The 23284-nt window shown below is 62.6% G+C and carries 33 protein-coding genes and 1 pseudogene; 18 read left to right on the forward strand and 16 right to left on the reverse strand.

The window, feature by feature from the left end; translation table 11 throughout:
* Window positions 1-97 precede the first annotated feature (97 nt).
* The gene (locus IAE77_RS26445; RefSeq protein WP_345781022.1) at window positions 98-1255 is read left to right on the forward strand and encodes a radical SAM/SPASM domain-containing protein; all 1158 of its coding nucleotides are present in this window, start codon (window positions 98-100) and stop codon (window positions 1253-1255) included.
* 77 nt (window positions 1256-1332) lie between these two features.
* Entirely contained in the window at window positions 1333-1644 is a 312-nt protein-coding gene (locus IAE77_RS26450; protein WP_294233336.1) for a hypothetical protein, read from the forward strand.
* 74 nt (window positions 1645-1718) lie between these two features.
* On the opposite strand, the gene IAE77_RS26455 is transcribed toward IAE77_RS26450, so the two are convergent.
* Entirely contained in the window at window positions 1719-2168 is a 450-nt protein-coding gene (locus IAE77_RS26455; protein WP_294233338.1) for a hypothetical protein, read from the reverse strand.
* Between IAE77_RS26455 and IAE77_RS26460 the strand changes: the two genes are divergently transcribed.
* Genes IAE77_RS26460 through IAE77_RS26485 form a run of 6 tightly spaced genes read left to right on the forward strand, consistent with a single transcriptional unit; the run spans window position 2167 to window position 8090 of the window.
* Window positions 2167-3168: a beta-ketoacyl reductase gene (locus IAE77_RS26460; RefSeq protein ID WP_294233340.1), complete on the forward strand. Its 1002-nt coding sequence runs from the start codon at window positions 2167-2169 to the stop codon at window positions 3166-3168. The two genes, IAE77_RS26455 and IAE77_RS26460, sit on opposite strands and share 2 nt — an antisense overlap.
* Window positions 3141-4487 (forward strand): condensation domain-containing protein, encoded by a 1347-nt coding sequence (locus IAE77_RS26465; RefSeq protein WP_294233344.1) that lies wholly within the window; start codon window positions 3141-3143, stop codon window positions 4485-4487. Before IAE77_RS26460 ends, IAE77_RS26465 begins: the two co-directional genes overlap by 28 nt.
* A gap of 26 nt (window positions 4488-4513) precedes the next feature.
* Complete coding sequence (locus tag IAE77_RS26470; protein ID WP_294233347.1) at window positions 4514-5449, forward strand: fatty acid desaturase; 936 nt, start codon at window positions 4514-4516, stop codon at window positions 5447-5449.
* Window positions 5446-6165 carry an ABC transporter ATP-binding protein gene (locus tag IAE77_RS26475; RefSeq protein WP_294233350.1) on the forward strand — a complete coding sequence of 240 codons (720 nt, stop codon included), beginning with the start codon at window positions 5446-5448 and terminating at the stop codon, window positions 6163-6165. Before IAE77_RS26470 ends, IAE77_RS26475 begins: the two co-directional genes overlap by 4 nt.
* On the forward strand, window positions 6162-7277 hold the full coding sequence (locus IAE77_RS26480) for an ABC transporter permease (protein ID WP_294233353.1): 1116 nt from the start codon (window positions 6162-6164) through the stop codon (window positions 7275-7277). The genes IAE77_RS26475 and IAE77_RS26480 overlap by 4 nt, the downstream gene beginning before the upstream one ends.
* Before the next feature lie 24 nt (window positions 7278-7301).
* Entirely contained in the window at window positions 7302-8090 is a 789-nt protein-coding gene (locus IAE77_RS26485) for an outer membrane lipoprotein-sorting protein (protein WP_294233355.1), read from the forward strand.
* Between the two features lie 8 nt (window positions 8091-8098).
* Here the strand turns inward: IAE77_RS26485 and IAE77_RS26490 are convergent, their stop codons facing one another.
* Window positions 8099-8737 carry an OmpA family protein gene (locus IAE77_RS26490; RefSeq protein ID WP_294233358.1) on the reverse strand — a complete coding sequence of 213 codons (639 nt, stop codon included), beginning with the start codon at window positions 8735-8737 and terminating at the stop codon, window positions 8099-8101.
* 164 nt (window positions 8738-8901) lie between these two features.
* Between IAE77_RS26490 and IAE77_RS26495 the strand changes: the two genes are divergently transcribed.
* The 4 genes from IAE77_RS26495 to IAE77_RS26510 are packed head-to-tail and all read left to right on the forward strand — an operon-like array spanning window position 8902 to window position 10508.
* Window positions 8902-9255, forward strand: a complete 354-nt coding sequence (locus IAE77_RS26495) for a polymer-forming cytoskeletal protein (RefSeq protein ID WP_294233362.1) — start codon at window positions 8902-8904, stop codon at window positions 9253-9255.
* Window positions 9233-9673 (forward strand): response regulator transcription factor, encoded by a 441-nt coding sequence (locus IAE77_RS26500; RefSeq protein ID WP_294233365.1) that lies wholly within the window; start codon window positions 9233-9235, stop codon window positions 9671-9673. Before IAE77_RS26495 ends, IAE77_RS26500 begins: the two co-directional genes overlap by 23 nt.
* A 58-nt stretch (window positions 9674-9731) precedes the next feature.
* Window positions 9732-10220 (forward strand): hypothetical protein, encoded by a 489-nt coding sequence (locus IAE77_RS26505; RefSeq protein ID WP_294233369.1) that lies wholly within the window; start codon window positions 9732-9734, stop codon window positions 10218-10220.
* Window positions 10221-10262: 42 nt separating this feature from the next.
* A complete protein-coding gene (locus tag IAE77_RS26510; RefSeq protein ID WP_294233372.1) occupies window positions 10263-10508 on the forward strand; it encodes a hypothetical protein in 246 nt (81 codons plus the stop codon).
* A 22-nt stretch (window positions 10509-10530) separates the two neighbouring features.
* Here the strand turns inward: IAE77_RS26510 and IAE77_RS26515 are convergent, their stop codons facing one another.
* The 9 genes from IAE77_RS26515 to IAE77_RS26555 form a co-directional block, all read right to left on the reverse strand.
* Window positions 10531-11247 carry a response regulator transcription factor gene (locus IAE77_RS26515; RefSeq protein ID WP_294233375.1) on the reverse strand — a complete coding sequence of 239 codons (717 nt, stop codon included), beginning with the start codon at window positions 11245-11247 and terminating at the stop codon, window positions 10531-10533.
* A gap of 148 nt (window positions 11248-11395) precedes the next feature.
* Window positions 11396-11632, reverse strand: a complete 237-nt coding sequence (locus IAE77_RS26520; RefSeq protein ID WP_294233380.1) for a hypothetical protein — start codon at window positions 11630-11632, stop codon at window positions 11396-11398.
* Between the two features lie 18 nt (window positions 11633-11650).
* Window positions 11651-11839, reverse strand: a complete 189-nt coding sequence (locus IAE77_RS26525) for a hypothetical protein (RefSeq protein WP_294233383.1) — start codon at window positions 11837-11839, stop codon at window positions 11651-11653.
* Between the two features lie 24 nt (window positions 11840-11863).
* Window positions 11864-12001, reverse strand: a complete 138-nt coding sequence (locus tag IAE77_RS26530; protein ID WP_294233385.1) for a DUF2934 domain-containing protein — start codon at window positions 11999-12001, stop codon at window positions 11864-11866.
* 213 nt (window positions 12002-12214) lie between these two features.
* Window positions 12215-12430 carry a hypothetical protein gene (locus tag IAE77_RS26535; protein WP_294233387.1) on the reverse strand — a complete coding sequence of 72 codons (216 nt, stop codon included), beginning with the start codon at window positions 12428-12430 and terminating at the stop codon, window positions 12215-12217.
* Window positions 12431-12510: 80 nt separating this feature from the next.
* Complete coding sequence (locus tag IAE77_RS26540; protein WP_345781023.1) at window positions 12511-13020, reverse strand: ferritin-like domain-containing protein; 510 nt, start codon at window positions 13018-13020, stop codon at window positions 12511-12513.
* 120 nt (window positions 13021-13140) lie between these two features.
* On the reverse strand, window positions 13141-15276 hold the full coding sequence (gene glgX, locus IAE77_RS26545) for a glycogen debranching protein GlgX (RefSeq protein ID WP_294233395.1): 2136 nt from the start codon (window positions 15274-15276) through the stop codon (window positions 13141-13143).
* A gap of 90 nt (window positions 15277-15366) precedes the next feature.
* Complete coding sequence (locus IAE77_RS26550; protein ID WP_294233398.1) at window positions 15367-16032, reverse strand: hypothetical protein; 666 nt, start codon at window positions 16030-16032, stop codon at window positions 15367-15369.
* 78 nt (window positions 16033-16110) lie between these two features.
* On the reverse strand, window positions 16111-17280 hold the full coding sequence (locus IAE77_RS26555) for a putative zinc-binding metallopeptidase (protein WP_294233401.1): 1170 nt from the start codon (window positions 17278-17280) through the stop codon (window positions 16111-16113).
* A 214-nt stretch (window positions 17281-17494) separates the two neighbouring features.
* On the opposite strand from IAE77_RS26555, the gene IAE77_RS26560 reads away from it, so the two are divergent.
* From IAE77_RS26560 to IAE77_RS26570, 3 genes are read left to right on the forward strand one after another with little or no spacing between them, the layout of a single operon-like run.
* Window positions 17495-17683, forward strand: a complete 189-nt coding sequence (locus IAE77_RS26560) for a hypothetical protein (protein WP_294233404.1) — start codon at window positions 17495-17497, stop codon at window positions 17681-17683.
* A gap of 12 nt (window positions 17684-17695) precedes the next feature.
* Complete coding sequence (locus IAE77_RS26565) at window positions 17696-18049, forward strand: cupin domain-containing protein (RefSeq protein WP_294233407.1); 354 nt, start codon at window positions 17696-17698, stop codon at window positions 18047-18049.
* The gene (locus IAE77_RS26570; protein ID WP_294233410.1) at window positions 18046-18384 is read left to right on the forward strand and encodes a rhodanese-like domain-containing protein; all 339 of its coding nucleotides are present in this window, start codon (window positions 18046-18048) and stop codon (window positions 18382-18384) included. The genes IAE77_RS26565 and IAE77_RS26570 overlap by 4 nt, the downstream gene beginning before the upstream one ends.
* Here IAE77_RS26570 and IAE77_RS26575 read toward each other — a convergent pair.
* From IAE77_RS26575 to IAE77_RS26585, 3 genes are read right to left on the reverse strand one after another with little or no spacing between them, the layout of a single operon-like run.
* Window positions 18375-18500 (reverse strand): hypothetical protein, encoded by a 126-nt coding sequence (locus IAE77_RS26575; RefSeq protein ID WP_294233413.1) that lies wholly within the window; start codon window positions 18498-18500, stop codon window positions 18375-18377. The two genes, IAE77_RS26570 and IAE77_RS26575, sit on opposite strands and share 10 nt — an antisense overlap.
* A gap of 38 nt (window positions 18501-18538) precedes the next feature.
* On the reverse strand, window positions 18539-18757 hold the full coding sequence (locus IAE77_RS26580; RefSeq protein ID WP_294233417.1) for a hypothetical protein: 219 nt from the start codon (window positions 18755-18757) through the stop codon (window positions 18539-18541).
* The gene (locus tag IAE77_RS26585; RefSeq protein ID WP_294233420.1) at window positions 18754-19203 is read right to left on the reverse strand and encodes a CBS domain-containing protein; all 450 of its coding nucleotides are present in this window, start codon (window positions 19201-19203) and stop codon (window positions 18754-18756) included. Before IAE77_RS26585 ends, IAE77_RS26580 begins: the two co-directional genes overlap by 4 nt.
* Window positions 19204-19412: 209 nt before the next feature.
* Here IAE77_RS26585 and IAE77_RS26590 point away from each other — a divergent pair, with 209 nt between their 5' ends.
* Together IAE77_RS26590 and IAE77_RS26595 are read left to right on the forward strand one after the other, a co-directional pair.
* Window positions 19413-20111, forward strand: coding sequence for a response regulator transcription factor (locus IAE77_RS26590; protein ID WP_294233423.1), 699 nt, complete (start codon window positions 19413-19415; stop codon window positions 20109-20111).
* 108 nt (window positions 20112-20219) lie between these two features.
* Window positions 20220-20726, forward strand: coding sequence for an SRPBCC domain-containing protein (locus IAE77_RS26595; RefSeq protein WP_294233426.1), 507 nt, complete (start codon window positions 20220-20222; stop codon window positions 20724-20726).
* 17 nt (window positions 20727-20743) lie between these two features.
* On the opposite strand, the gene IAE77_RS26600 is transcribed toward IAE77_RS26595, so the two are convergent.
* Both IAE77_RS26600 and IAE77_RS26605 read right to left on the reverse strand, forming a co-directional pair.
* Entirely contained in the window at window positions 20744-21181 is a 438-nt protein-coding gene (locus IAE77_RS26600) for a response regulator (RefSeq protein WP_294233429.1), read from the reverse strand.
* Window positions 21096-22760 (reverse strand): sensor histidine kinase, encoded by a 1665-nt coding sequence (locus tag IAE77_RS26605; RefSeq protein WP_294233432.1) that lies wholly within the window; start codon window positions 22758-22760, stop codon window positions 21096-21098. Before IAE77_RS26605 ends, IAE77_RS26600 begins: the two co-directional genes overlap by 86 nt.
* 290 nt (window positions 22761-23050) lie before the next feature.
* On the opposite strand from IAE77_RS26605, the pseudogene IAE77_RS26610 reads away from it, so the two are divergent.
* Window positions 23051-23284, forward strand: a pseudogene (locus IAE77_RS26610) (hypothetical protein); the annotation flags it as partial.

The following is a 23284-nucleotide window of genomic DNA, read 5'->3' on the forward strand; positions in this document are numbered from 1 at the left end:
CTCCCTCACCTCCCTCACCTCCCTCACCTCCCTCACCTCCCTCACCTCCCTCACCTCCCGCATCCTGCGCACCGTCGATCCGCTTTGCCTGGCGAAGATCGGCTGGAATTTCGGTTACAAGGGGGCGCGCTCGGTGATGCTGCACAAGCAGCGCATGAAGCAGGGCCAGTTCTTCCCGCCCTTCTTCTACATCTCCATCCTGAACTCCTGCAACCTCCGCTGTCAGGGCTGCTGGGTCGATGTCGATAAGCCGCGCGAGTCGCTGAATCTCGACGAGCTGAACAAGATCGTGAACGACGCCAAGCGACGCGGGAATGCCTTCTTCGGCATCCTCGGCGGCGAGCCCTTCATGCACCCGGAGCTCTTCGACTTCCTCGCCATGCACCCGGACGCCTACTTCCAGGTCTTCACGAACGGCCAGATGATCACCGAAAAGGCCGCCACCGCCATGCGCCAGCTCGGGAACATCACCCCGCTCGTCAGCATCGAGGGCACCGAGGTCGTCAGCAACGAGCGCCGCGGCAAGACGGACGTGCTCACCCGCACGCTCAAAGGCCTGCAAAACTGCCTCGATGCCAAAGTGCTCACCGGCGTGGCCACCAGCCTCTGCAAGACGAACATCGACGACCTCCTCACCGAGACCTGGCTGCGCCGTCTCATCGACATGGGCGTCCACTACGCCTGGTATCACACCTACCGCCCCGTCGGGCCGAAAATCAGCGCCGAGCTCGCCCTCACGCCCGATCAGATCACCCAGGTGCGCCGCTTCGTCGTCAACATGCGGGCAAAGCTGCCCATCGCCATCGTCGATGCCTACTACGACCACCAGGGCCAGGCCCTCTGCCCCATGGCCAATGGCATCAGCCACCACATCAGCCCCACCGGCGCCATCGAGCCCTGCCCCATCATCCAGTTCGCCAAGGAAAGCGTCCGCACCAGCGACGACCTCTTTGATGTCTTCACCAAAAGCGAGTTCCTGCGCGACTTCCGCACCATCGCCGCCGAAAACACCCGCGGCTGCATCGTCCTCGAGCGCCCGGACCTCGTGAAGGCCGTCGTCACGAAGCACACCGCCAAGGACAGCACCATCCGCCAGACCGCCATGGCCGAGATCGAGAGCATGACCCCGCGCACCAGCCAATGGCGCGAAGGCGAGGAGATCCCCGAAAAGCACTGGATGTACTGGCTCGCCAAAAAGTTCTTCTTCAACGACTTCGGCGTCTATCGCGGGCTGGAGAAGAAAAGAGGGACGTGAATGGGCAACTCAAGCCGAGACGGGCTGGGCGCACGCGGCGCTTCCGAGCCTCGCGCCCCGCCGCCCGTTTCCAGCGCATGACCATCATCCCGACACAGCCACGTCATCATCACAACTCCCACATCAGCGGAGCAGGCCGCGCCATGTCGTGGAAAGACGTGAGCGCATCCAAACGCACCCTCCAGGGTCGTTCAGGCCGCCAGCAAGCCGTGCCAACGCAGCGCCGCCTGCATCATCAGCCACTGAGAGAGTTGCAAGGCACCGAGAAACACGGCGAGCCGCAGCCTCAGAGCCACAAGCACGCCAAAGCAAACCGCAAAAGGCCCCACGCTTCGGCGAAGTGCGGTGGAGGCTCCACCACGGGCTTGTTCAACAACCGTTACCTTTGAAGTCGGGCCAGGACACTCAAGACCTCATCCTCACCCATCGACGCCCGATTCAAAGCTAACTTGAGGGTTCGGCCTCATGGCGTTTGGATGTGTCTTTCGAGGCCAAGAGAATCCCGCAAGTCGTCAATAGCAGCGATGTCAGGCTCCTTGTTGGGGTCGGCTGGCATAGGTAGAACAGCATCAATGGACGCAAGAAATGATGCCGCACGGACTCGGTCATGGTCATCAATGAATCTGGCGAAAACTGTCTCGATCAATTCACGCCGCTCTCGATACGAGAGCCCAAAGCCATAGCAGATGTTCATGGCCGAAAAGGGCGAGCGGACGAAATCGGGGCACATCACCCGCCATCTCTTCTCGTCCGGCGGTCTCAACATGATCTGCAGATACACTCCTGAGAATGGGTCGTGCGGCTCGGCAGTTTTAGTGTGAACAGGAATACCGAGAATCCTTGTGGTGACAAATCTCTCCTGCCTGAGGCTGTCATAATGATACCGAGAGTGGTGCTCAACTCGGTAGGTCATGGCCGCCAACACCGCGAGCGTAGAGAGCGTCATAAGGAGGAATCGTCTCATAGTGCGGCGGACGCCGAAGACCAACGGCGCCTGGCTGCTGCATGAAGGCACGCGTGGCATGAATCTGGACTGCTTCGTGATGTTCTCGTCCGTTTCGAGCATCTTTGGCAATCCCGGCCAGGCCAACTACGCCGCAGCCAATGCCTTCCTCGACGCGCTGGCCCACCATCGCCATGCGCTCGGCCTTCCAGCGCTCACCATCAACTGGGGCGCTCTCGGCGGTGAAGGTTACGTGGCACGCAATGAACGTGTGGCCGAATATCTCGCCCGTCAGGGCACGATTCCGCTCGCGCCGAACGAAGTGCTGCTGCTGGAGACCTTCCTCAATGCCGGCACGGCGCAGGCCATCGCGCTGCGGGCGGATTGGGCCAAGTGGCGTCAGTCCTTCCGTGGCAGCCAGGAAAGCCCGCTGCTGGAGCACATCTTCGCGGCCGGTGTCGAAAGCGCCGAATCCAGCGGCGGACGCAGTGACTGGCGTCTCAAGATCGAATCCGCGGCAGCGGACGAACGCACCGGCATCATCAGCCAGGCGCTGCGTGATGTGATCGGCGGTGTCTTGCGGGTGAAGCCGGAATCGCTGCGCGATGACCAGCCGCTCACCGACCTCGGCCTTGATTCGCTGATGGCGGTGGAGATCGAGAACTCCATCGACCGTGCCATTGGCGTGGCCTTGCCACCGGCCAGCCTCATGCGGGCACGCACGATCGGACAGATCGTGACTTTGATCGCCGAACACCTCGGCGGCAGTGCGAAAACGACCACCGCGCCAGCACCCGCGGCGATTCCCACGCCAGAACCGGCTCCGCCTGAGGACGTGGATCTTGAGGCCCTCTCCGACGAGGAGATCGACCGTCTGCTGGAAGACGAGGCCGCGCACGAAGCCGAGGAGCAAAGCTGGAACTACGAGACCGAATCATCCACATGCCGCAAGACAGTCGAGCACGTCTGAAACAGTGGCTGGAAAGCGGAGAAGCACGCCTGCAGCCGCTGACTCTGACCCAGCGCGAGCTTTGGGAGGCATCACCCGTGCCTCCCGGGGATGTGTCGAACCACATCTGCGCCTTCATCCGTGTGCGCGGCCCGATCACGCCGGAACGCTGCGAGGCGGCTTTTCACAAGGTGGTGGACCGGCAGGAGGTGTTTCGCCTTTCATTCATTCCCGGCAAGGAACGGCCGATGCAGTTGATCCGGCGCAGCAGCCGGCCTTCGCTCATTTTTCGCGACCTGCCATCATCGAAAGCGCGGCCGGAGGCCATTGAAGAAGCCGCGCAGGAGATCTTCCAGCGGCCCTTCGACCTCGTGGCGGGGCCACTGTATCGCTCGGAGGTGTTGCGCGTCGCACCGGACGACCACGTGCTGGTGTTTTCCATTCATCACGCCATCGCCGATGGATGGACGCTCGGTGTGTTTGTGCAGGACTTGTTCGCCGCCTACTTGCTCGGCATCCAGTCACCGCAGGCAGCCCTGCCGCCGGTGCCGCTTTCGTACTCCGCCTGGGGCGCGACCGAGCGTGCGTTCTGGACGCCTGCGGAAATCGAGCAACGCGCCGCATTCTGGAAGCCTGCGCTCGCAGACACGACACGGCTCTGGAAGAATCCGCCCGCTGCTCGTGGTCCACGCGGTCGCTGGGTCACGCAACTGCCGGCCGATCTCGGTCGTGCGCTGCGTGATCTCGCCCGGCGCAACGGTGCCACGTTGTTCAGCACCTTGCTGGCGGCATTTCAGATCACGCTCTCACGCTGGACAGGCTCCGACGACATCCTGGTGGGCACTCCCGTCGCCAATCGCAATCGTCCCAACATCCGCGAGACGATGGGTTACTGCGCTGGCATCGTTCCGCTGCGTGGCAGCATCGATCGTGCGCGCAAATTCACTGACAGCCTGCGTGAGGCCCACCAATCCGCCGTGGATGCCTTCGCCAATGCGATGCCTTTCGTTGAACTGGCGAAGCTGATGAACGACAGGCCCGAGCCCGGCCGCAATCCGGTGTTTGAAGTGCGTTTCGCGCTACAGAACCATCCGGTGCCGGAGGTGAACATGCCAAACCTCGGCCTGCGGCTCAGCATGGGCTCCACGGGCACCTTCCGCTTTGAACTGGCCTGCGAAGTCACGGAGGAAGGCGATGCGCTGGAGGTCGTGTGGCTGTTTCGGGAGAACATGTTCGCCGCCACCGACATCCACGATCTGCACCGCCTTTATCAGGCGACGCTCACCGGCGTGTGCCGGTCGCCGGAGATCCTGACCTCGGCCTTGATGACCGCAGCGTGAATGCCATGGAAACAAGCACGACAACCATGGAACCGCACGAGCCTCACTGGCTGAGCCGTTCGGCATTCCAGGTGGTGATTCTGCTGTTTCTCGGCCTGGAGGTGCTGCTTTGGAGACTTCTGCAAAGTCATGCCTCGTTGTGGCTGATTGTCCCGCTCGTTCTGGTCATCAGCCATCTGATGCACGGTGCCGCCGTCGGCTTCCATGAGGCGACACACGGCCTGCTGCGCCGCAATCGCGGCCTGAATGAGTTCGACGGCGTTCTGCTCGGGGTTTTGAGCTTCATGAGCTTCAGCCTCTATCGAGCCGCGCATCAATTGCACCACATGCACCTGGCCACGGAACGCGATGAGGAACTGTGGCCCTTCGTTCACACTGGAAAGCCGCGCTGGCTGCGCATCACGGCGGCGATCATCGAATTGACGATGGGCCTGGTCTTCCTGCCGTTCTTGTTTCTGCGCATCTTCCTGCGCCAGGGCTCGCCCATCCGCAGCCGGAAGGTGAGAAGGCGGATCTGGATGGAGCTGGGACTGATCGGGGTGGTGTGGACTTCGATCCTGTCCGCCGTCGCCTGGCTGGATGGCTGGCATTTCTTCCTCTGGATGTATCTCGTGCCTGCGTGGATCGCCGCCAATCTGCAAAGCTGGCGCAAATACATCGAGCACGTGGGACTGACGGGAAGCACGGTGAACGGCTCGACCCGCAGCATCGTCGCGCGAGGATGGACGGGCCGTCTGGTGGCGTTCACGTTGCTGCACGAGCCGTTTCATGGCCTGCATCACATGCATGCCGGCATCCCACACGCCGAACTGCCACCTCTGGCCGATGAATTGCAGCCGCGCACACCGGACGAGCGTCCACCGTTCCGCAGTTACTCGCACGCGCTGGTTCATTTGCTCCGCTCGTTGAACGACCCGCGCGTCGGTGCGCAGTGGCGCAGGTCCAGCGCCAGAACCTCATGAATGCCGCCGCCTCCAACGCGGCGACGCCGCAAACGTGCCTGTTTGAAGCCGTCGGGCTGCAAAAGGAATTCGATGACGGGCGCGTGCAGGCGCTGCGGGGCGTGGACCTGCGCATCTCGGAGGGCGAGTTTGTCTCCATCATCGGCCCGAGCGGTTGTGGCAAGACAACGCTGTTACAGATGCTCGGAGCGCTGGATCACCCGAGTTCGGGCGAGCTGAAGTATCGCGGCAAATCAATGCTGCACGGGCTCGATGCGGCCACCTACCGCGCACGCGAGATCGGTTTCATCTTCCAGGCCTTTCATTTGCTGCCGACCTTCACCGCGGTCGAAAACGTGCAACTGCCGATGCTGGAAACGACGACGAAGGCCTCCGAACGGCGCGAGCGTGCCGCCAGTCTTCTCAAATCCGTCGGTCTCGAACACCGGACCGATCATTTCCCGGCCAAATTGTCTGGTGGCGAACGTCAGCGCGTCGCCATCGCGCGCAGTCTCGCCAACCAGCCCTCCGTGCTGCTTGCTGACGAGCCCACGGGCAATCTCGACAGCGAAAATGCGGTGATGATCCTTGAACTGCTCATCCGCATCCACCGTGAGCAGAAGATGACGCTGATCCTGGTCACGCATGACCTCAGCATCGCCCGCCAGGCCTCGCGCATGATCGAGATGAAGGATGGACGCGTCATCAACGACCTGAGAGGAGCGCTGCGGCCATGACTTTCCCGACCATCATCGTTCGCGGCCTGATGCGCCGGCCTGTGCGCACCGGATTGACGTTGTTCGGCATCTCCATCGGCATCGCGGCCGTGGTGGCGCTGGTCGGCGTGTCGCGTGGCTTTGAAACGAGCTGGAATGTCGGCATGCGCACGCGTCACATCGACATCGTGGTCAGCACGCTGGGCAGCGGCATCACGCCAAAGCCGTTCGACGCCTCCGTGCGTGACCGCGTGGCCGCCGTCCCCGGCGTCACCGACACCTGCGCCTTGTTTGTCGATTTCACCAGCGTGGAGGATTCGCCCATGCTGATCGTTTCCGCGCGTGAATGGGGCGGCTTCTCGTGGAATCACCTGAAGATCGTGTCGGGGCGCATGCCAAACGACGCCACGGAGCCCGCGGTCGTTCTTGGCCGCACGGCGGCGGAGACGTTGAAGAAAAAAGTCGGTGATCCGATCCAGATCGACATCCGTGAGCTCAAAGTCGTCGGCATCGTGGATGGCGGAGCCTTGGTGGAAAACGGCTCGGTGATGCTCTCCCTGGATCTGATGCAGGAAATCACCGGCAACGAGGGCAGGATCAACATCATCGACGTCCGCGTGAAGCCTGGCTCCAGCGAGGAGGAGATCCAGCGCGTGTGCGAGGCGATCAACCGTGTTGTTCCGGAAGCGAAAGCCATGTCCGCAGGCGAACACATCGCCAGCAGCGAGGCCTATCGCTTCGTGCAGGCAATGAGCTGGAGCACGTCGCTGCTCGCAGTGATCATGGGAGTGCTTGGCGTGATGAACACGATGCTCATGACCGTGTTCGAGCGGAAGCAGGAGATCTGCATCCTGCTGGCCATCGGCTGGCGGCGGCGGCGCATCATGCTCATGATTTTGGGCGAATCCGCGCTGCTGGGACTGCTGGGCGGCATGGTGGGCGTGCTGATCGGAGTTCTCGGTGTTAAGGCCATTCACGGACTGCCGGGCATCCGAGGTCTGCTTGATCCAGATTTAAGCCCACGGCTGTTCGTGACCTCGGTGACGATCTCCATCGGCGTGGGCGTGCTCAGCGGGCTGTATCCGGCCTGGCGCAGCTCGCGTCTGACGCCCAGCCTTGCTTTGCAGGGCTGATTTGACTTCTCACCTCCAAACCTCATGAAAAACCGCCTCTCCACGGCGTTTGCCTGTGCCTGCGTCGCTTCCTTTTCGCTGGCTGACGACACCGCGATGTCCGCATCTCAACTTGCCGCCCGGCTCAACGCCCTGCAGCAGGATGGAAACTCCCATGTGCGGCTCAAGATGGAGATTCACGCCGCCGCCAGGGAGTCGCTCCAACTTCAGATCAAACAGCGTCGCACGTCTTCCGGCACGGACATCGTCTATCAGATCCTGTGGCCGAAGGAACGTGCCGGTGAATCCGTGCTGCTGCGCAAATCACCGGGTGACGCGGCCCGGGGCACCTTGTTCGTGCCGCCGAACACCCTGCGTGCCATCGAACCGGCCCAGTTGAAGGAACCTCTCTTCGGCAGCGACCTTTGTTATGCCGATGTGATCGACAACTTCTTCGCCTGGGACCAGCAAGCCATCGTGGGCAGCGAGGTCGTGGATCGGACGACGTGCCAGATCCTCGAATCCCGTCCCGGTCGCGGCGAACGCTCGCCCTACGCCGTGGTGCGAAGCTGGATCGACACGCGACGCCTGGTGCCGCTGCGCATCGAAAAATACTCGTCCGCAGGCAAACTGATGCGCCGGATCGAAACGACGCGCGTCGTGAGCGACGATGGCCGCCATCTTCCCGCCAATCTGACCGTCACCAGCCCGCAACGGGCGTCCTCCACCGAGATCGACGGATCGCGACTGCGGCGTGGCGTGGCTTACACGGACCGTGATTTCACTCCGGAGGGTTTGAAGGAGCTCGCCACGCCACGCGCCGGTGCGGACTGAGAGCGTGTTCATTTCGTTCTGACCACCAGCACGCGGCGGTCGAGCTGCTTCTCCTTCTCCGAGCCTTGGGGATGCTGCGGGAAGTTCTCGCCATAGCCATGGGCGCTCAACACGCTGGCAGGGATGCCATAGCGCTGGGTCAGCTCCTCGAACACACGGCGTGCGCGGTCGGCGGAGAGCTGGAGATTGAATTCCTCCGTGCCTTCGGTGCTGGTGTGGCCCTCGATGTCAAACATCGCGCCCGGGGAACTCTTGCTGACTTCGAGGATCACGCCGGCCATCTGGTCGAGCGCGGCGCGTGATTCCTTGTCGAGCAGTTCGGCCGTTTCTTTTTCGAACAGCACCGGCAGCGTGACGTAAGGCAGCTCCACGCTTTGATCCTGCTGGACCACGACGACCACGTTGCGGCTGGCGTCATAGCTGCGCGCACCTTTGCCGGGCTCCACCACCGTGGTCCGGGGGGCTGGCGCCGGGACCACCACGACTTTGGGCGCCATGGAGAGCTGCCGGCGCTGCTCCTTGGCATCGACCACGACGACAGCCGGGCGCACGACGACCACGTCGTCCTTGCCGGATGATTTGTTTTGCGCGTTCAGCGGCTGGCAGGCAAAACCGAGGACGCAGAGAAGAGGAGGAAGTGATTTCATGAGTGTTCTTTTTCAGGGTTCACCGAGGATTCGAGGGCTGTGCTTCAGGCGGTCGTATGCTTGTGCCACGAGTGTCAAAACACGTTCCGACTTTGATAAGACCGTGCGCTGCTGGAGAAGCGATTCCTCAGACCATGCGTCACCCCCGACTTTGATTCCCGCCGATGAACAGGCTCTTTGCGAATGTCGAGATCAAAGGCTCCCTGAAATTCTCGCAGCAACTGCTGCTGGAAGGCAGGATCGAGGGTGATGTGACCTCGAACGGCCATCTCGTCATCGGTGAGAAGGCCGTGGTCAAAGGCACCGTGCAAACGGGCAGCGCCCTCGTTTTCGGCAGCGTGGAGGGCGACATCATCGTGCAGGACCGCTGCGAGGTGAAGACGACGGCGATCGTCGTCGGAAACATCAGCGCAAAGACGCTTTCGATCGAAGAAGGCGCGACCTTCAGCGGCCGCGCCAGCGTGACGCAAACTTCCAAACCGGCCGAGAAATCCCATGACCGTCGAAACGCAACGTAAGCCCGTCACCTTGCCCCCGCAGCCCCTCACCAATCCGCTGAGACTGGCTGTGGTGGATGATCACGCGATCATCCGCGGCGTCTTTGTCACCCTCGTTGAAGACGCGCCTGACATGGTCATGGCGTGGACGGCGTCATCGCTCACGGAGGCCCGTGACAAGCTGCACCGCTCACCGCCGGACTTCCTGGTGATGGATGTCTCGCTGCCCGATGGCAACGGCTTCAGCTTCACCCAGGAGATCCTGGCGGAGCTGCCCAAGCTGCCCGTGCTGATCGTGTCCGCCAAGGAGGACCAGAGCTATCCCGAACGCGCGGCCGCCTGTGGCGCGCGTGGCTTCATCCCGAAGGAGGCGTCCCTCGAACAGCTCGTGGAGGCGGTGACAGCCATCCAGCAGGGCCGGAACTGGTTTCCAGCGTGACAAAACGAGGCGCGGCACAACCGGAGCGTCGCTGGCAGGCGATGTGAGGATGATGCAAGTGGAAGCCGAACCTCTCACCAAATCCGCCGACTTCATCGACCTGGCGTGTTTTGACGGCCACTACGCCGCGGAGTACTGCCGCGCGGAGCTGGAGAAACGCGGGATCGAAAGCCAGATCTACGACGAGCGCAATGTGCAGACCTTTGTCTTTCTGACACAGCCGAAAGCCAGCTACAAGGTGATGGTGAAAGGCGCGGATTACTCCCGCGCGGTCGAATTGCTCATCGAATTCGAAAAAGCCGACCCGCAGGTGGCCTCGCTGGTGTACTCCTGCCCGGAATGCGGCTCCTTCGCCGTGGAGTATCCGCAGTTCAGCCGGAAATTCATCACGCCGCTGTTCATGGAATGGATGAGCAACCTGGGCGTCTTCAAAAAGCTCTGTTACTGCCGGAAGTGCCACGCCACGTGGCCGCGGACGGTCCGGAAAGGGGTGAATGCCAAGCATCACCACCCTGATTCATCGGTCCTTGTCCCGCCACCCGCCTGACACCGACGGCGAATCCCCTTCCCCCCTTGGAGGTTCTTTGTCATGAAACTCAATTCACCTGTTTGCTATCTCCGAACCACTGAACTGGAAGCCGAAGCCATGGTCAACGAAGGCGGCGCCATCCGTCAGCCGACCGTGCTCCATCCTGAGGAACCGCCCACGAGCGGCAGACACGCCACCAGCGCCTGGCGCGGCTTGCTGCACGATCCCACGACGATGTTCTGGACCGGCTTCGCCACCGGCCTGGCCTTCTCCCTGCTGGAAAGACATTCCGCATGCGATAACTGAAGCACTGGACCGGCTGCGCGGACTACAGGTTCGCCTCGCGATTGACCCACTCGACGGCTGCCCGCACCAGCTCGGGTGCGGTCTGCAGATTGAGCTTCTCCTTGATGTGGGCGCGGTGTGTCTCCACGGTTTTGACGCTGAGGAAGAGGCTGCGGGCGATCTCACGGGTGCCACGGCCTTCACCAATCGCACGGAAGACCTCCAGCTCGCGGTCGCTGAGCTGATCCACGGCGGAGGTGCCCACGTGGTCGCCACGTCCGCGAAGGAAAGTGTCCAGCAGGCGCCCGCCGATGGCTTCGCTGAGGTAGAGGCCGCCGCTGAGGACGCGGCGGATGGCATCGATGACCTTTTCCGGCTCCGCCTCCTTCATGATGTAACCACGCGCTCCGGCCCGCAGGGCCCGCTCCGCGTAGGTGTTCTCGTCGTGCATGGAAACCATGAGCGCCGGCAGGTTCGGATGCTGGGCCCGGATCGATTTCATCAGTTCGATGCCGTTGGTGCCCTGGATCGAGATGTCCACGACGATGATGTCGGGCTTGAACTGGTCCACGGCTGAAAGGGCGTGAGCGGCGGAGCAGACGCCACCGCAGACTTCCAGGTCCGGCTGGTGATTGATGAGCTGGCTGATGCCGTCGCGGAAGATCGGATGATCATCCACGATCAACACACGCCGTTTCGCGACACCGGCAGGTGTCTCCTTCTTTGCGGGTCCAGGTGCGGGAGTCGGGACTTTAACCATGGAGGTCGGTGTTCGCAGGAATCAGTTCAATCACTCTGATGCAGACAAGATAAACAAAGTTTTCGCAGACTTCACACAATCAAATTTGAGGCGGTCACCGCCTCAACGCGGGCCATTGACGGCTTCAGGCGGCCACTTGGGATGAAAATCATGCCGCGACGGCGGCCACCTCCGCCATGCCGGGCCCGGACCAGTCCACCACGGTGCCTTTGATGCAAGGCGGCAGGCTGTGCGGCTGGTAGAGATACTTCAAACCGCACAATACTCCCAGGGTCACCCGGCCGTCGGCCAGGGCTTGGGAGTTCAACAGGCATTGGGCGCACATCTTCGTGCCCTTCCACGGGCAGCGCCAGGCGCAGGCTTGGAGTTGTTGGTGGTTCGACATGGGGGTGTTGGGGGGTGACTAGGACGCGGGGCGGAGGCCCTTCTCAGGCGTGGGCTTGCAAACAGGCCCTTCATCGCGGCCGACGGCTCCTGCAGGCCGCCGGTCGTCCGGCCCGCAGTTGGTGGCATCTTCAGCCAGCCACCGGAGGTAGTCCTGGTCCGCGACTGCCTCCGAGAGGGTCTCTTCGCGATGGATGAAGGACGTCATTGAAAGATGAAACGTGAAGGCGGATCAGCGGGTGAAACTCTGCGCGGAGAGCTCCTGCTCAGCCTGCTGCCAGTTCTCCGCGTCACAGCCTTCCGGGCAGCCTTTCTGCTGCCAGATCACGTAGGCGCGAGCGGCGATGTGTTCCCGGGAAACGGCAGGCACGGCGGTGCTGGCCTCACTGAATGCGGCCGTGGTCGGCCCGGAGGAAATTCCGGCCTTTTTGCTGCGGGGCGCGCTCGTTTTCGAGGCACCAGGGCTCTTGGCTTGGGGGCGTGTTTTGGTTGTCATTGGGTGCTGATGATGAATGGGCCTCTGAGTCTCGACAATCGGGAGGGGGCCTGCTCGCTCAGTCAGGCAAACCCTTATTTCCGCAGGTCATTCCGGGGCGGCATTGCGGGCGCAGTGCTCGCAGCAGTAGATCCGCCCGTCGGTTTCAAAACCATGGCCGATGATGCGGCACTGGCAGTGCCCGCAGACAGGTGCCAGGCGTTGGATGGCGCACTCGAAGCTGTCGAAGGTGTGCGCCTCGTCGTTCAAGGTCACTGTGAACGCTTTCTCGTAATCATTTCCGCAGGTTTCGCAGGTGGGCATGGCTGGGGGGATATGGGGACGCGGAAAGGGCGATCCGGGCCCTTTCCGCGTCTGAGTTTGCTTTGTGGATCAGGGCCGGATCATTCCTCGCCAGCGCCGACGGCGGCGGCCTCGGCGTTGATCGTGTTCTCAGCCAGTTCGGTGAGTTTCTCGTCGGTGGCCTTCTCCTCATCGAGCGTGAGGCCGAGCAGCTCCACCGCATCATCATAGCCAAGGCACTCCGCCAGGGCGCGTGCGGTGCCATAACCGGCGATCTCGTAGTGCTCCACGCGCTGGGCCGCGCCAATGAGGCCGGCGTCGCGCACGGTGTTCTCAGCGTCCTCGCTGATGAGCTCGCTGCCTTCCTCAATGAGGCCTTCCATGGCCTTGCAGCGATGGCCGCTGAGCTTGATCTCGCACGTCTGCGCGATCTGCTCCAGGCGGCTGACGTGTTCCTTGGTCTCTTCCAGATGCGCCTCGAATCCGGAGCGCAGCTCCTCATTGCTGGCGGCTTTCATCATCTTGGGCAGTGCTTTGACGAGCTGGTTCTCAGCGCTGTAGAGGTCTTTGAGTTCGTGGACGAAGAGGTCCTGAAGTGTTTGCAGTTTCATAAAGAGGTATTGGGGTTGCAGGGTGCCGCACAGTTCGCCTCCGCGTTTCATGCCGGCCGTGTGTGCCGTGACGGAAAATGCGCCTCATGTCCGGTTAGGGCGGGCGCCTGACATGGTGCCTCAAGGGCAGGTGCGGCGCAGCAAAATGAAGCTGAGCCCCGGCAGCATGAGCTGCGTCTCCGCCTTGTGAACCGGCTGTGGTGACACAAAGCCCCGTTCGTCATTCGTGTCGATGCACACGGTCCATTCACGGGCGCCATGATTCGGCAGCGTGAAGGACACGCCATCGTGGGAGGCGTTCAGCAGCATCAGGAAGGTGTCGTCCTTCACCGGGGAGCCCTGCCAGTCACGCACATCGAGGGCACCGCCGGTGAGCATCACGCCGAGCGTCTTGACGAAGTGCGTGTTCCACTCCTCATCGCTCATCTCCCCGCCGTCCGGATTCAGCCACATGATGTCCTTGATGTCCGCCCCGCGCACCTTGCGGCCCTGGAAGAACTTCGGGCGGCGGAAAGTCGGATGCTTGCGGCGCAGCGCGATGAGTCCCGCGGTGAACTCCGCCAGCCGTTCCTGCTCCTCCGTGCGTTCCCACTGGAACCAACTGATCTCGTTGTCCTGGCAGTAGGCGTTGTTGTTGCCCTGCTGGGTGCGGCCGTATTCGTCCCCACCGCAGATCATCGGCACGCCCTGGGACAGGAACAGCGTGGCCAGGAAATTGCGTTTCTGCCGGCGGCGCAATGCGTTCACGGTCGCGTCATCGGTCTCGCCCTCGACACCGCAATTCCACGAGTGGTTGATGTTGTCGCCATCACGCGCTTCCTCGCCGTTCGCGTCGTTGTGCTTCTCGTTGTAGGTGACGAGGTCGTGCAGCGTGAATCCATCGTGCGCGGTGATGAAGTTGATGCTCGCATAGGGCCTGCGGCCGTCGTCTTGATAGAGATCGCTGGAGCCGGTGAGGCGTGCGGCCAGTTCTGCCACCTGCGAATCGTCGCTGCGCCAGTAGGCACGGGTGCAGTCGCGATACTTGCCGTTCCATTCCGCCCACCCGACGGGAAAATTGCCCACCTGATAGCCGCCCTCGCCGACATCCCACGGTTCCGCGATGAGCTTCACCTGCTGTAGCACCGGATCCTGGTGGATGATGTCAAAAAAGCCGCTGAGCTTGTCCACATCATGCAGCTCACGCGCCAGCGTGGACGCCAGATCGAAGCGGAAGCCGTCCACACGGCATTCGACGGCGAAGTAGCGCAGCGAATCCATCACCAGTTGCAGCACACGCGGGTGGCGCATGTTCAGCGTGTTTCCCGTGCCGGTGTAATCCATGTAATGGCGCGGCGAATCATGCACACGGCGGTAATAGCTCACGTTGTCGATGCCTTTGAAGGACAGTGTCGGCCCCAGATGATTTCCTTCGGCCGTGTGGTTGTACACCACGTCCATGATCACCTCGATGCCGGCGGCGTGCAGGTTCTTCACCATCTGTTTGAACTCCACCACCTGCTGGCCGCTGGTCTTTCCGGATGAATAGCGTGAATCCGGCGCGAAGTAGCCGATGGACGAGTAGCCCCAGTAGTTCGTCAGCCCGCGACCCTCGAGAAAGCTGTCATTCACGAAGTGATGCACCGGCAGCAGCTCCACCGCGGTGACGCCGAGCTTGCGGAAGTACTCCACCGCCTGCGGGGAACCGAGCCCGGCATAAGTGCCGCGCAGTTTCGCCGGCAAAGCTTTCCACAGCTTTGAAAAGCCCTTCACATGCAGCTCATAGATCACCGTCTCCGACATCGGGCGGTCGATGCGGCGGTCGCCGGACCAGTCAAACTGGTCGTCCACCACCACGCAACGCGGCATCAGGGACGCGTTGTCACGGGTGTCCATCTCAAGGTCCTCATTCCCGCCCATGCGGTAGCCGAACATCTCATCCTGCCACGTGAAGCCTCCGGTGATCGCCTTGGCATAAGGATCGAGCAGCAGCTTGTTCGGATTGAAGCGATGCCCTTCCTCGGGCAGCCACGGTCCTTTCACGCGATAACCGTAAAGCATTCCGGCCTTCACATCCGGCAGGTACCCGTGAAACACGTGGTCGGTCCTCTCCACCAGCCTGCGCCGCGCCACCTCCCGCGTGGGATCATCCGGATGAAACAGACAGAGCTCGACAGCCTCCGCATGCTCGCTGAACAGCGCGAAATTGGTGCCTTCAGCATCACAAGTCGCGCCGAGCGGGTATGGGTTGCCTTGCCAGATGCGAAATGGATTCATGTACCTGCTGGGAGTGGGTTTGCACCAGCTAATCGGTTCCTGCCAAGCCCCCGGATGTGCTCAGCATGCGGCAGCCTGATGCTCATCCGCTCATGCGCAGGTCGGCAGCGCCACACGCGTGACCAGGCAGCCAGCCTTGTCATCGAAACGCTGCTCAAACGAGGCACCATTGGCCTCCGCCATGCGCCTCGCCGTCCACAATCCCAGTCCGTGGTGGCCATGACGTGTCGAACGGAAGGGCTGCATCCATGCCGCCGGGTCCACAGCGGCTGTTTTCGGCTCGGACACCTCGAAGACCGCCATTCCGTCCTCCAGTTTCCCCGTCACCGTCACCAAGGCGCCCGCGCTGAACGCGGCGGCGTTGTCCAGCAGCTCCATGAACACGCGGCCCATCATCTCCTCGTCCACATTCACGGTCTCCCCGTCGAGATGATTCACCCACGCCACCTCGCCCGCCTGCGGCAGCACCGCATGTTTCTCACGCCAGATCTGCAGCAGCACGGATGCCGCGATCGGCGACGCCTCGGGTGAAAGCTCGTGAAACAGGACAGAAAGCGAGCGCAGCCGCTGCTCCATGCCGCGCAACTGCTGCCGGATGTGATTCATGCTCTCCAGCGCCTCGGGATCGGACTGGAGTTCCTGCAACAGTTCCATCTCCAGGTCGATGCCGTTGATGTCGTTGCGGACATCATGGGTGTGCTGCCGGAAGAAGGCGGCCAGATTCGCCCACGGGACGGCAGAGGGGCTCGTGTCCATGCCGCTCCCATAACACGAGACGGGAGGGCTGTCGTGTGTGGCTTTCATTGGAATGCGGGAGGAGGGATGCAGGTACGGTCACGTCGCCGCGGCGGGCTTTCTGGACGCAGCCGCCGGTCGCGTGCGCCGGCTCTTCGCCGAGTTCTTCCTGGCGAGGCTCGTGACTTTGTGGACAAAAAGGATCTTCCGCACCGTCGTCACCGAAAGGACGAACGGATTGAAGGTCGCGTGGCCCAGACTGGCCGCGAGTTCGTTAAGCGCGGGAGACAGCCGTGCCCAGCGGTTCAAAACATCGAGGAACTCCGCCTCGCTGCCAGCCCCATGCACCAGTTCGATGCCTGCCTGTGAGCGCCGCACCCAGCGGCCCACCGCCTTGAGAAACACCGAACTGGCTCCGTGACCGTTTGCCAGCACCTCGGCGGGTGTGAAAGGCGTGAAGGGCAGCGGGATGTTCTCGCTGGCCCAGCCAAATGACTGCGCCGTCTCCACTCCATCGAGCACATGCAGATACTGCGCCCAGGTCTCGGCCCAGTCCTCCCACGGATGTGCCGCCGCATAGCTGCTGATGTGCGTGGCGGACGCTGGCGCGGGCGGCCCGCCGCTGTAGTGCCGCTCCAAGGCGGCGGCGTAGTCCTCGCGTTCATCCCCAAACAACGTGCGGAACTCGGCGAGCAAAGGATCGCCCTCGTCACGACCGCCGAGGAAGCGGTCCCAGTAGTAATGACCCAGCTCATGCCGGAAGTGGCCCACCAGCGTGCGATAGGGTTCGCCCAACGCATGCCGCTCCCGTTCGCGATACACATCGTCCGCCTCGAGGATGTTCAGCGTGATCACGCCTTCCTTGTGCCCCGTGATCACCGGCTGGCCATCGACCGGAGCCAGAAAGTCAAACAGCAGGCCGGACTCATCCTCCCGCTGATCCACCGGAGCGATCCCGAGCCGCAACAAGCTGTAGATCACGCGACGCTTGGCGGCCTCCATCCGCCGCCACTGCTGCAGAGCCTCGGGCACCGTCAGATCGGGCACGGTGCGATTGAGGCGGCAGGCCGCACAGAAGGCGGGATCGCCTGCCGGCACCAGCCAGTTACAGGCGACAAAGTCGGTTCCATTCCGGCACAGTGCCCACGCGCCCCCCTGCGGCCGCATCTCATTGCCACCGGGATCGTAACCGACCGCGGCACCGCATTGCAGGCAGGCGGTGTTTTCGAAAAAGAGGGCGTTTCCGCAGGTGCATCGGAAGTGAATCATGAAGAAATCGGCGGCGGGAAGGCGTGACGGTGACTCATTCGCTTCTGTGCCGTCGCACGGTCTTGTTCCTTTGGGGGAAAATTGCATTTTGCACCGTTTCACCGCCCTCATCAGGCGCAGGGCGGATCGTTGCCTCAGGCCCGCCACGCCGCGCTGCCCACGACGCGCATCGACGCGTTCCTCGACGAACTGAGATGCTATGAAAACACGTACCTTGATCCTCCTTCTCGGCTTGGGCGGCCTGCTGCCCCTGCCGGCCTGTGTCTCGTTCGATGACGACGATGACGACACGCCTACCACGACGACCACCGTCACAGAGGAGACACGGCCGCTCTATTCATCCGGTGTTCCGGCCACCACGATGACCGAAACGACGGAAACCACCACCTACCGCCGCTACTGACCGGCACAGGCGATGAACGTGACCCGCATTCAAAGGTCGTCGGAGGAGTTCTGCATCCTCCAGACGACCGAACGCACCCAGACGGCCACGATGCGGCTCGAACCCGGAGCGGCCTCGTCCGACAAACTGGCGACGCATCCTCATAGCGACCAGATCCTCCTCGTGCTGGAGGGCAGCGTCGTGGCTGAGGTCGGGCATGAGCGCACCACGCTTGAACCCAACCAGTGCATCCTCATTCCCGCGGGCACAAAGCACCGCTTCTACAATGACAGCGATGCACACGTGTTCGCCTTCACCGTGTATGGCCCGCCTGCTTACCCAGCGGGTGGGGAAGACCGCCCATCTGATCCGAACCAACCGTCATGACGCTCCACCAGCTTCCCACCATCGATCGCAGAAGCCTGGCGCAGTGGGCGGAAGACGATCACCCCTTTGCGCTGATCGAAGTGCAGCCCGATCACGATCCCGCCGCCAGCCAGTGGGGTGTTTCGGCCGCCTTTCTGGCCCACACTGACTTTCTCGAGCAAATCTCCGCCCTGCGCCTGCGCAAGACGCGGCCCGTCGTGCTCTACGAGTCAGGCCGGGGCACGGTGCGGGCGGAGGAGGCGGCCGATGCGCTGCTGAGTGCCGGATTCTGCGAGGTTTATCGCTTCGTCGGGCCGCAGACCGCCTTTTACACCACCCAGCACAGCTACGATTGACGCCGCGCGGGCGGTGTCTCCGATGCCACGCGGATGTCGTGATCGGCTTCTTCGAGACCGTCATCCACAAGCTGCTCGGCGATGGCGTTTTCATCATCGAGCGGTGGCGTGGGCACGAGGTGCCCCGTTTGTGTCGGCGGCTCGTCCCAGGTCGTCACCTGCTCCAGCATTTCATCGGCCTCCGGTGCCTCCGTGGTGGTGCCGCCTCCGGCGAGTTCGGCTGCGCCATGGCGAGGTCGGCATCGGAGATGAGTTCGCGGCCGTCACTCATCGCGAGTTCGGCGGCACGTTGTTCGATTTCAATCTGGCTGCCCTGGCCGAGGCCGGGAGCGCCCGCGCGGAGGCGGGTGGGAAGTACGGTGTCTGCGCTCATGATCGTTTTGAAGTTTGAGGTTGGGGTGAATGCTTCGCTTCGGCTTTCTCCTGAATCTCCTCACGGCTGAAGATGCCGACGATGCGCATGTCGCGATCCACCACGGGCAGGTAGCTCAGGTCATGCGTCTCCATCAACTGGCGGGCCGTCGCGCAATCGTCATCCTCATGGCAGTAAAGCAGATCGCGGCTCATGATGTGGCCGACCTGCCAGTCTTTCGGGTCATGGCCGTGGCCGCCGATCTGCCAGTCCGGGTTTTCCTTGTCGATGATGCCCACCAGCTTGCGATCTTCCGCCACGGGCCACATGGAGGCGTCATGCTCGCGCATGCGTTCGCCGGCCGTCTCCACGCTGTCGTCAGGATGGAGGACACCGGCCTTTTCCGCGGCCAGTTCCTTCAATGGAACGGCATCAGGTGAGCTTGAGGATGAGGATGAGGATGGCATGGGTGGATGAATCGTTCTTCATGTGTTTCGGCATCGCAGGCGGCGGTGGATGTGCTTTTCCGAGGGCGGAGGCCTCAATCATCCGGCCTTTTCACAGCGTTCATTGTGTGTTGGAAATCGGGACAACCAGATGCCCGTGCAATTGCGAAAGTGGTGGAAATGCAACGCCCTTTCGTCAGCGCCGTGGAGGCGCATCCCGCACGTAACTCATGAACACCCTAGCCCCTGCCGCTCCGCGTGTACCAAGTGTGGTCACGGCTGGCAAGCGTCTGCTCGTCGTCGATGACCATCCCGTGTTCAGACATGGAATCTGCCAGTATCTCGGCCAGGAGTCGAACCTCGTCATCTGCGGCGAGGCACCGAACGCCCAGCTCGCCCTTGAAGCCATGCGCCAGCTCAAGCCGGACATGGTGCTGCTGGATGTCTCCATGCCCGGCACCAACGGCATCGAACTGATCAAGCACATGCTGGCCGAGCAGCCGAAGCTGCTCATCCTCATGCTTTCGATGCATGACGAGTCGCTTTACGCCCTGCGGGCGTTGCGGGCGGGAGCCAAGGGCTACGTGATGAAGCAGCAGGCCATGGAGACGATCCTGGATGCCGTGCGCAAGGTTCTCGGCGGCGGAATCTATGTGAGCCCGCAGTTCAGCGAGAAGCTCATCTTCAAAAGCATCGCCGGCAGCACGGATGACCTCGGCTCGCCCGTGGACAAGCTGTCCGACCGCGAACTGGAGGTGCTGCAGCTCTTTGGCCGCAACAAGACCACCAAGGAGATCGGCGAGTCCCTGCACCTCAGCGTGAAGACCATCGAAACCCACCGTACGCACATCAAGGAGAAGCTCGGCTTCAAGGACGCGGACAAGATGGTGGAATTCGCCATCGAGTGGGTCACGGCGATGGAGGGGTAACCCAAGCGACACGTTGGCATCCACAGCCCAAAAAAGACATTTTGGATGCAACTTTGACCCGTCCAATCCGGCGGCGAATGGCGATGAGTTCTTCACTCAGCCCCGAACATGCCCCAGCCTTCCGCCACGACCATCCAGATCTCCCAACTGTTTGAGACCTCCCGCGCCCAGCTTTTCGATGCCTGGACCGACCTGAACCTCCTCAACCAGTGGTGGGAGCCCGATGGATTCGTCACGCAGGAGTTCGAGTGGGACGTCCGCCGCGGCGGCATGCTGCTGTGGGCGACAACACCGGCCCGCAACATCACCCTCACCGCCCGTGGCAAGTTCCGTGAGGTGCGCCCGGATGAGAAGCTCGTCTTCAGTTGGTATTGGGCCGATGATCCCGGATGGAAGGACGTGGTCAGCGTCGTCACGGTCGAATTCCGCGCCAAGGAGCCCGGCATCACCGAACTGCGGCTCACCCACTCCGATCTGCCGGACGCCCGTTCACGCGACAACCATGACGCCGCATGGAACAACGCCTTCGACCGGCTGAGACGCTTGTTTGACCGCCTGCCACGCTCGCAGGATCGCAAGACCAAGCCCCAGGAGAAGCGGCTCGTGTATTATTGATTGAGGCACACCTGCCTTCAGCGGTCACGGCTGACGAATCGATGCAGCACGGCCAGCAGTTCGTCCGTGTCCACCGGCTTCGAGAGGAAGGTGTCAAATCCCGCGATCATCGCCCGCCGGCGGTCATCCGGCCGTGCGAATGCCGTCAGGGCCAGCGCCGGGATCTGGCGGTTTTCGCCTGATTTGCCCGCACGCACTTCCTTGATGAATTCAAAGCCGTCCATCTCCGGCATGCCGATGTCGCTCACGATCACATCGAAGGCCTGTCGGCTGAGTTCCTCCAGCCCTCGGGCCGCAGTGAGCACCACGACGGCCTCCGCGCCGTGATTGGTGAACAGACGCCGCAGCATCTCGCCGTTGTCGGCCTCGTCATCCACGATCAGCACCTTGGCACCGGTGAGATCGGTGGGGTCGGGGTCGCCCTCCTTCGTCGCTTCTTCCGCTGCGGGATGCATGCGAGCCCCCCCCGAGTTCCAGCGTGGCCACCGGCAGCGGCAGGGAGATGCGGAAGGTGGACCCCTGCCCCGGCCCCGGACTTTCGGCCGTCACCTTGCCGCCGTGCATCTCGATTAGCGTCTGCACCAGCGCCAGACCGAGCCCCAGGCCGCCATATTTCCGAGTGATGGTGGAGTCCGCCTGGCGGAAGCGGTCAAACACGTGCGGCAGGAAGTCCGGCGCGATGCCCATGCCCGTGTCACTGATGCTGATCTCCACGTGCGAGTTCACACGCGCCACCACCACCTCGATCTTCCCGCCTTCCGGCGTGAATTTGACCGCGTTCGTCAGCAGATTCCACAGCACCTGCTGCAGCCGTGAGGGATCGCCCCGCACCGGACTGGCACGCGGATCGACGACGCACAGCACGCGGATCTTCTTCGCCGTGGCGCTCGGCAGGATCGCATCCTCCGCGGTCTTGATGATCGTGCGCAAATCCACCGCCTGCAGATCCAGCCGGATCTTTCCGCTGGTCACGCGGCTCATGTCCAGCAGGTCCTCCACCAGCTTCGCCTGCGCCAGCGTGTTGCGTTCGATCACCTCCAGCCCTCCCGCGAGTTCCTCCTGGCTGTCCGTGTCCTTCAGCAGATGCGCCCAGCCGAGGATCGCGTTCAAAGGCGCGCGCAGTTCGTGTGAAAGCACCGCCAGAAACTCGTCCTTCATCCGGTTCGCCTCCTCGGCCTCCCGGCGGGCCTTGCTCTCCATCGCCAGCAGACTCTCACGCTCTTTGTCGGCCTTCTTGCGCCCCGTCACATCCGCCAGCGTGCCCACCATCCGCCCCGGCTTGCCGTTCGGCCCCGGAACGCGCCTGCCTTTGGCGGAAACCCAGGACTGGCCGTCCTTCTTCGCGATGAGGAACTCCTCATCCACCACCGCGCCATTCTCCACCGCCTTGCCGAATGATCCCATCACGTGGCCGCGATGTTCCGGCACCACCACATCCAGCACAGCGCCCCACGGGTACACGCCCGGCCCGGGCAGCCCGATGATCTCCGCCGAACGCTTCGAAAGCTGGCACATCTGCGTGTCCTCATCCCACGACCAGTCACCCACGCCCGAGTGCTCCATCGCCAGCTCGAGCCGTGTGGAGGATTCCTGCAGCGCGGCCTCGGACTCCTGGCGTTCCCGCACCTCCTGCCGCAGTTGCTCGTTCAGCTTGGTCGTGCCGGGCAGTTGCATGGCTGCGGGCAGGATCTTGATCAAGGCACCCACCGTCGCCCACGACAGCACGGCGGTGGTCACCTTCACCAGCGCGGAGAATCGATACCACGGATGCCAGAAGATCGACGCCTCCACCAGATGCGTGAAGCCGCAGGACAGGATGAAGCCGGCAAAGAGGTAGTACAGCTTCGGAAACGCCACCTCCTGCTTCTTGGAGAGGATGTAAGCCGTGATCGAGATTGGAATGGCCGCGTAAGCACCGAAGATCGCCAGATCGGAGATGATGTGCAGCCATCCGTGCGCCTCGCTCCACTGCCCGCAATGCCAGCGCGGCGGAAAACCGCTGGTGTCGAACAGTTTGGAGAAAAAATCCAGCATGGGCGGGAGGTCGCGGGCAAAGCAAGAGGCGCGGGACCGTTGGAGGTCTCGCGCCTGACGATCACTTCTTGGTCTGCTCTTCCTTTGTGGGGTCGAGTTCTTGATCGGTGATCACCCATGGATCGCAGCCGCCACCGCCGCCGGATGCCTCACACGCCATTTTTTTCGACAAATGTGCGGAAAACAGGCCGTGGCACCCGCCGGGCCGAAAAATCCGCCATGGCTACGGTCACCAAGCGCCGCGCGCCCGATAGGCCCATGAGGGCATGAACCGACCCTCGTTTCCCCGCATGAGCCTGTCTTTCAAACCTCAAAACCTGAAGCGCTATCGCGACCTCCTCATGTTGTTTCACAAGTATGGGCATGGCGACCTGGTCAAGAAGGCGCCGGTGATCGACGATCCGCTGCCGCACTCCCCGCCGCCGCCCGTGCCGCTCCAGGCCAGGGAGCTCGCGGATGACATCGAAAAACTCGGCCCCACCACCTGCTGGATGTCACCTTCAGAGAGGACCACTGCCAAGTGC

Source organism: Prosthecobacter sp., assembly GCF_014879935.1.
Taxonomy (GTDB): Bacteria; Verrucomicrobiota; Verrucomicrobiia; order Verrucomicrobiales; family Verrucomicrobiaceae; genus Prosthecobacter.